General features: G+C 72.3%; 8 protein-coding genes. 4 read left to right on the forward strand and 4 right to left on the reverse strand.

From position 1 onward, the window contains the following. Positions 1-27 precede the first annotated feature (27 nt). On the reverse strand, positions 28-1,650 hold the full coding sequence (locus tag ACOJTC_RS23065) for a glycosyl hydrolase family 18 protein (RefSeq protein WP_204927797.1): 1,623 nt from the start codon (positions 1,648-1,650) through the stop codon (positions 28-30). Positions 1,651-1,689: 39 nt separating this feature from the next. Here ACOJTC_RS23065 and ACOJTC_RS23070 point away from each other — a divergent pair, with 39 nt between their 5' ends. Next, positions 1,690-1,812 carry a hypothetical protein gene (locus ACOJTC_RS23070; RefSeq protein WP_420118456.1) on the forward strand — a complete coding sequence of 41 codons (123 nt, stop codon included), beginning with the start codon at positions 1,690-1,692 and terminating at the stop codon, positions 1,810-1,812. A gap of 264 nt (positions 1,813-2,076) precedes the next feature. Then, positions 2,077-2,547, forward strand: coding sequence for a glutathione peroxidase (locus tag ACOJTC_RS23075; RefSeq protein ID WP_420118457.1), 471 nt, complete (start codon positions 2,077-2,079; stop codon positions 2,545-2,547). Between the two features lie 467 nt (positions 2,548-3,014). On the opposite strand, the gene ACOJTC_RS23080 is transcribed toward ACOJTC_RS23075, so the two are convergent. Continuing rightward, a complete protein-coding gene (locus tag ACOJTC_RS23080) occupies positions 3,015-3,818 on the reverse strand; it encodes an SGNH/GDSL hydrolase family protein (protein WP_204927799.1) in 804 nt (267 codons plus the stop codon). Between the two features lie 227 nt (positions 3,819-4,045). Between ACOJTC_RS23080 and ACOJTC_RS23085 the strand changes: the two genes are divergently transcribed. After that, positions 4,046-4,738, forward strand: a complete 693-nt coding sequence (locus ACOJTC_RS23085; protein WP_420118458.1) for an NADPH-dependent F420 reductase — start codon at positions 4,046-4,048, stop codon at positions 4,736-4,738. A 71-nt stretch (positions 4,739-4,809) separates the two neighbouring features. On the opposite strand, the gene ACOJTC_RS23090 is transcribed toward ACOJTC_RS23085, so the two are convergent. Beyond that, on the reverse strand, positions 4,810-5,358 hold the full coding sequence (locus ACOJTC_RS23090) for a GNAT family N-acetyltransferase (RefSeq protein WP_357934805.1): 549 nt from the start codon (positions 5,356-5,358) through the stop codon (positions 4,810-4,812). Positions 5,359-5,362: 4 nt separating this feature from the next. Further along, positions 5,363-5,857 carry a GNAT family N-acetyltransferase gene (locus ACOJTC_RS23095; RefSeq protein ID WP_420118459.1) on the reverse strand — a complete coding sequence of 165 codons (495 nt, stop codon included), beginning with the start codon at positions 5,855-5,857 and terminating at the stop codon, positions 5,363-5,365. A 148-nt stretch (positions 5,858-6,005) separates the two neighbouring features. Between ACOJTC_RS23095 and ACOJTC_RS23100 the strand changes: the two genes are divergently transcribed. Then, the coding region (locus ACOJTC_RS23100; protein WP_420118460.1) for a DUF4397 domain-containing protein at positions 6,006-6,700 on the forward strand (695 nt) is incomplete at its 3' end.

The following is a 6,700-nucleotide window of genomic DNA, read 5'->3' on the forward strand; positions in this document are numbered from 1 at the left end:
GCGCGGGTGGTGCGTCGGGCGCTCGGCTCAGCCGAGGCCGCCCTTGATGGCGCCGATCAGCTCACCGTTGCCGGTGTCGCCGGAGAGTTCCCAGAAGAACGCGCCGCCGAGGCCCTGGTTCTTCGCGTAGGTCATCTTGCCGCCGATGGTGGCCGGCGTGTCGTAGCTCCACCAGTTGCTGCCGCACTTGGCGTACGCCGTGCCGGCGATCGTGCCGGTGGCCGGGCAGGTGTTCTTCAGCACCTTGTAGTCCTCGATGCCCGCCTCGTAGGTGCCGGGGGCCGCGCCGGTGGCGGTGCCACCCGGGGCGGCCTGGGTCACCCCGGTCCAGCCGCGACCGTAGAAGCCGATGCCGAGCAGCAGCTTGCTGGCCGGTACGCCCTTGGACTTGAGCTTCTGGATCGCCGCGTCGGAGTTGAAGCCCTGCTGCGGAATCCCGGTGTACGAGGTGAGCGGCGAGTGCGGGGCGGTGGGACCCTGGGCGTTGAACGCGCCGAAGTAGTCGTACGTCATCGGCATCAGCCAGTTGAGGTTGCCCACCGCACCGGCGTAGTCGGTGGCGTCGATCTTGCCGCCGTTGCTGCCGTCGGCCGTGATCGCGGCCGTGACCAGGGCCGACGAGCCGAACTTGGCCCGCAGCGCGGAGATCACGTTCTTGAACGCGTTCGGGCCGCTGCTGTCGCAGCTCAGACCGCAGGCGTTGGGGTACTCCCAGTCGACGTCGATGCCGTCGAAGACGTCCGCCCAGCGCGGGTCCTCGACCAGGTTGTAGCAGCTCTCGGCGAACGCGGCCGGGTTCTGCGCGGCCTGGGTGAAGCCACCCGACCAGGTCCAGCCGCCGAAGGACCAGATCACCTTGAGGTGCGGGTACATCTTCTTGAGCTTGCGCAGCTGGTTGAAGCTGCCGCGCAGCGGCTGGTCCCAGGTGTCGGCGACGCCGTCCACGCTGTCGGCCGCGGTGTACGCCTTGTCGTAGTCGGCGTAGCTGTCCCCGATCGTGCACCGGCCGCCGGTGGTGTTGCCGAAGGCGTACAGGATGTGGGTGAGCTTGGCGGCGGAGCCGCTGGTGGCGATGTTCTTCACGTGGTAGTTGCGGCCGTAGACGCCCCACTCGGCGAAGTAGCCGACGACCTTCTTGTCCCCGCTGGGCGGCGGGGTGGTGGGCGGCGGGGTCGTCGGGGGCGGGGTCGTCGGCGGGGCGGTGGTGGGTGGCGGGGTCGTCGGCGGCTTCGTGGTGGGCGGCGGGGTGCCGCCGCCGCACGACGCGCCGTTGATCGTGCAGTTCAGCGGCGCCTTGTACGGCCCGGTGCCGTTGTAGCCCCAGCTGAAGCTGGCCCCCGGGGCGAGCGGCCCGGCCCAGCTCTTCTTCACCGCCACGTAGTGGTTGCCGCTGCTGGTGACGTCGGCGTCCCAGAAGCTGCTGATGGTGGTGCCGGACGGCAGGTCGAACTCGATACGCCAGGTGCTGACGCTGGCGCTGGAGCCGTTGGCCACGGTGACCCGCCCTTCGTGGCCGGTCCCCCAGTCCTGGGCCGAGGCGAATGTCGCGGTGACGCTTCCGGCGCCGAACGCCGAGGTCACCGGTACCGCCGCCACGGTCAGCGCCATGACGGCGCCGGCCCAGAGGGCGCGGCGGAGCGATCTCTTCATGAGGCGCCTCCTCAAACAGTTAGGAAACTTTCCAAATCGATGGGGAGACGCTACTCACACCGTCATCACTTCGTCAAGATGCGCATCCGTCGATTCATCACCGACCCGGAGCGGGAGGGACGGCTCGACCGACTGCGCACCCCCACCCACCCCACCCCCTGATCAGATTGCCGAAATGCAGACGACACGCTGGAGAGAGTGCTTCAAATCGCAATGTGATCTTGAAGCTCCACGGCAGGCTTCCGAGGTGCGGGCCGTCACCCCCGCCAGCCCCGACCCAGCCCATCCGGCCTCCATCCCCCGGACGGCACGGTTGGCGGCCCAGGGCGGGGGGTGGCCCAGGGCGACGGCGGCCCGAGGCGGGGGCGGCCCAGGGGACGGCCCGGGGGCGGCTTGGGCGACGTGCACCACGCGTAGCCTCAGGGGATGACCGTCTTCGACATCGAGATCGACGCGCTGACCGGCGGACCCGTGGGTCTGGCCGACTACCGGGGTCGGGCGCTACTGGTGGTCAACGTGGCCTCCCGCTGCGGCCTCACCCCGCAGTACGCCGGCCTCCAGGAGTTGGCCGCCGAGTACGCCGACCGGGGCCTGGTGGTGCTCGGCGTACCGTGCAACCAGTTCGCCGGGCAGGAACCCGGCACGGCCGCCGAGATCGGCGAGTTCTGCCAGGTCAACTATCGCGTCACCTTTCCGCTGACCGAGAAGGTCGACGTCAACGGCCCGGCCCGCCACCCCCTGTACGCGGCGCTGGTCGACACCCCCGACGCCGAGGGGCACACCGGCGACGTCCGGTGGAACTTCGAGAAGTTCCTGGTCGCCCCGGACGGCACGGTCGCCGCCCGGTTCGCGCCGACGGTCACGCCGGACGCGGCCGAGCTGCGCGCCGCCGTCTAGAAGGTGCTCCCCGCCTGACGGCGCGCCCCCTCCGGCGCCGGGCACCGTCCCGAGGGAGGGTGCCCGGCTGAGCCACCCTCGGCCGGTGCGCCCCACCCGCCGCGCCCCGCCCACGACGTGGACCGCCCCGCCACCACCCACGCCACGTGATCCCCCACCGATCACGACACCCCACCCGGCCCGCACGGGCTGTCAGGGACCGGGGACCGGGCTGCGAGTCGTCAACGTCATCGGCTCGAAAGCACCCGCAACGACACCGGCAGGTGGGCCGGCGTCCGGCACTCGACCGGGCAGCCCACCCACGCTCGGAACCCGGCGCACCTGCGTCCGGGGAGCAGCCCGCAACAGGGACACCTGCGGACCCGACCCGGCCGGACAGCAGGCCGCAGACCCGCCCGACGGTCGTGACCGCGCCGACCCGGGCGGGGCGACGCGGTCACGGTGGAGCCGGCGGGACGCGGTTCAGGTCAGCCGGCGGCGGACCGGAAGACCGGGTAGTAGCCGCCGGACTGGCCGGCCGCCGTCGGGTGGTACGAGACGCCGAGGTTGGCGAAGTTCAACGCGTGCAGCCACTTCTCGCCGTAGCTGCACAGCTGGTGACCGACGAAGATGGACCGTACGTCGGCGAACGTGAAGCCGGCCGAGGTGGCGGCGGTGCGGGTGATGTCGTCGATCAGGTTGATGCCTTCGTTGATCTTCGCGCGGGAGTTCGCGCTGAGCCCCACGCAGACCGTGCCGAGCTGGTAGAAGACCGGGTAGCCGACGACCACCACCCGGGCCGACGGGGCGCGGGTCTTGATCCCGTTGTAGACGGTGGCGAGCTTGGCGGGCAGTTCCGCGCGGGCCTTGTTCTCGGCGGCCTGCACGGCCGCGACGCACTGGGTCTCCCCCTGCAGCACGCAGGTCGACATGATCGTGGTGAACCCGACGTCGTTGCCGCCGATGGTGACGCTGACCAGGGTGGTGGTCGAGGTCAGCGCGGAGAGCTGGTTGTTGACCACGTCGGTGGTGGTCGCGCCGGAGCAGGCCACCGACTTGTACGACGCCGGCTTGATGTTGGTGTTGTACAACGCCGGGTACGCGTTGGTGCTGCGCTGACAGGATCCGCTCTCGGAGGTGTAACTGCCGGCGCCGACACCGGAGGCGTACGAGTCGCCGAGGGCCACGTACCGGTCGGTGGGGGCGGCCTGGACGGGCACCGCCGCGCCGAGGGTCACGCCGATGGACGCCGCGAGACTCACGGCGAGGGTCACGAGTCGGGATCTCCGCACGTCGCACTCCTGGGGGTGAGGAAGTGGTGGTGGGAGATAGATATCACTCAATCACGTGTTTACGGAAGATTATCGATGGGCAACAGGGGTGACTAGGGGTTCACCGACGCGCGACGTCCCCGACGCGCGGCCGACCCGTCCGGCCGACGTGGACGGTCGACATCCACCCGCATAACCCGTCGATCAGGTCGGGAATACGCATCCAACCAGGACGGTTGGTCACCGGCATGACAACTGTGGGACTCATCGGCAGCGGCAACATCGGCAGCACCCTGGCCCGGCTGGCGGTCACCGCCGGCCACGACGTGGTGCTCAGTAACTCGCGCGGTCCGGAGACGCTCAAGGACCTGGTCGACGAGCTGGGCATACGGGCCCGGGCGGCCACCCCGGACGAGGCGGCGGCAGCGGGTGACCTGGTGGTGGTCACCATCCCGCTGCGGGCCTACCGGGACGTGCCGGCCGCGCCGCTCGCCGGCAAGACCGTCATCGACACCAACAACTACTACCCGGAGCGCGACGGCAGCTTCCCGGAGCTGGACGACGAGTCGACCACCACCAGCGAACTGCTCCAGCGGCACCTGCCGGAGTCGCGGGTGGTCAAGGCATTCAACAACATCTACTTCAAGCACCTGCTCGCCCTGGCCCGCCCGGCCGGGGCCGCCGACCTCACCTCGCTGCCGGTCGCCGGGGACGACGAGGCTGCCAAGGCCGAGGTCACCGCGTTCATCGACTCCGTCGGGTACGACGCGGTCGACGTGGGGCCGCTGGCCGAGGGCTGGCGGTTCCAGCGGGACACCACCGCGTACGGCGTCTTCTACACGGCCGACCCGGCGGCGGGCTTCGAGCAGCCGGGCCTGCCGACCGACGCGCAGCGGCTGCGGGCCGCCCTGGCCGCCGCCCGCCGCTACGCCGACGCCTGACCGACGCCCCACCGCGCCGGGCGGGACGGCAGCCGTGAGGCCCGTCCCGCCCGGCGGGCGGGACGCCGTGCTCATCGAGGAGCCTGCCACTCGTCGGCCAGTACCGCCCACACCTCCATGTCCACCCGGCCGGCCGGCCCCCGGGCGACCTGACGCAGCGTGCCCTCGTGCCGCATGCCGAGCCGCCGGGCCACCGCGATGCTGCGGACGTTGCCGACGCTGGTCCGCCACTCGACGCGGTGGATGCCGCGTTCCCGGATCGCCCAGTCCACGATCCGGGTCGCCGCCCGGGTGACCAGTCCCCGGCCCTCGGCGGCCGGCTCCAGCCAGCAGCCGGCCTCGGCCACCCCGGTCGCGGTGCTGAACGACACGAACAGCACCCCGCCGACCAGGGTGCCGTCGAGCCAGATCCCCCAGATGCCCCCGGCGTCGTCGGCCCACTTGTCGGCGGAACGACGCAGCACCCGGCGGGCCGACTCCAGGTCGGTGGCCACGAAGGACGCACCCACCCACGGGGCGATGTGTTCCCGGGCCCGGTCCAGGTGGGCCAGGAACTCCTCGGCCTGCCACGGTGAGAGCGGGCGGAGCTCGGCGTCCCCGGTCAACGGCAGCGCGAACATCGTTTCAGTTCCTCCGGTGTGCGACGGGCAGGCTCAGCCGCAGCGTCGGCCCGATGGTGGGCACGAACCCCAGCGACCGGTAGAGCGGTTCCCCCTGGGGCGAGGCCCGCAGGTCGATCTTGCCGACCCCGCGCTGCCGGTACCAGTCGAGCAACGCCTCCAGGCAGGCCCGGGAGTAGCCGCGCCGACGGTGCACCGGCTCGGTGACCACGTTGAACACGTACCCGGTCAGGCCGTCGGGGTTGCCGGGGCCGCCGAGGCGCTGCTCGATGGTCCCGGTCGCGCAGGCCGCCAGGGCACCGGGCCGGTCGGGGGCGTCGACGACGAAGACCGCCATCAGGTCGGCCGGCTCGGCCAGCCGCCGGTGCAGCACCTCCCGGGCCGCCTGCTGCCAGGGCCCCGGTGCGGGGGCCATCTGGTCGATGTCGGCCAGCATCACCCCACGCAGGCGGACGATCTCACCGGCGTCGGCGACCACGGCCCGTCGAACGTTGATCACGAACGGACGGTACCGGATGGCGGGCACCGGCCTCCGGACCGCACCACGGTGATCGGGAACGACGGGTACACGACGATCGACCAACTTGCGGCCGGGTCCCGTCCACGGGACGCTGGGGGTCGGTACCGACACCACCTCCGGAGGCGAGATGCCCCAGCTCCGTACCGCGCCGCGCCGGCTGCTCGCCGCCGCCGGCACGCTCCTGCTCGGCACCGCACTGGCCCCGCTCGGCGGCACGCCGGCCGGGGCGGCGGCCGGCGACGTCGGCTACGTCCGGCTCGCCCACCTCTCCCCCGACACCCCGGCCGTGGACGTCTACCTCTCCGCCCCGGGCGCGGCGACGCCGCAGGTCTTCCCCGCCGTCGGCTACGGCGTCGTATCCCGCTACCTGCCGCTGGCCGTCGGCCGGTACGCGGTGGCGATGCGGCAGGCCGGCGCCCCGGCCAGCGAGCCACCGGTGCTCACCACCGAGGTGGCCCTGCGCGCGGGCGAGGCGTACACGGTGGCCGGGGTGGGCCGCTACGCCGACCTCGGCCTGCGGGTGCTCGCCGACGACCTGAGCGCCCCGGCGGCCGGCCGGGCGAAGGTGCGGGTCGTCCAGGCGTCCGTACGCGCCCCGGTGGTCGACGTGGCCGCCGACGACGGGCCGACCATCGCCGACGCCGTCCGGTTCGCCACCACCACCGACTACCGGCAGGTCGAGCCGGGACGTTGGCGGCTGCGCCTCGGTGGCGGCGGCGGGCCGGGCACCGACGTCGAGGTGACCCTCACCGGGGGACGGGTCTACTCGCTGCTGGTGCTCGACGGCAAGCGGGGCGGGTTGACCGTCGAGCTGCGCGAGGA

The organism is Micromonospora sp., assembly GCF_048594385.1.
GTDB lineage: Bacteria > Actinomycetota > Actinomycetes > Mycobacteriales > Micromonosporaceae > Micromonospora > Micromonospora wenchangensis.

Bases quoted from the DNA above. Each gene is read 5' to 3' on its own strand.
- ACOJTC_RS23075 (WP_420118457.1), top strand. From the start codon at position 2,077: ATGACCGTCTTCGACATCGAGATCGACGCGCTGACCGGCGGACCCGTG.
- ACOJTC_RS23065 (WP_204927797.1), bottom strand. From the start codon at position 1,650: ATGAAGAGATCGCTCCGCCGCGCCCTCTGGGCCGGCGCCGTCATGGCG.
- ACOJTC_RS23090 (WP_357934805.1), bottom strand. From the start codon at position 5,358: ATGTTCGCGCTGCCGTTGACCGGGGACGCCGAGCTCCGCCCGCTCTCA.
- ACOJTC_RS23070 (WP_420118456.1), top strand. From the start codon at position 1,690: ATGGGGAGACGCTACTCACACCGTCATCACTTCGTCAAGATGCGCATC.
- ACOJTC_RS23085 (WP_420118458.1), top strand. From the start codon at position 4,046: ATGACAACTGTGGGACTCATCGGCAGCGGCAACATCGGCAGCACCCTG.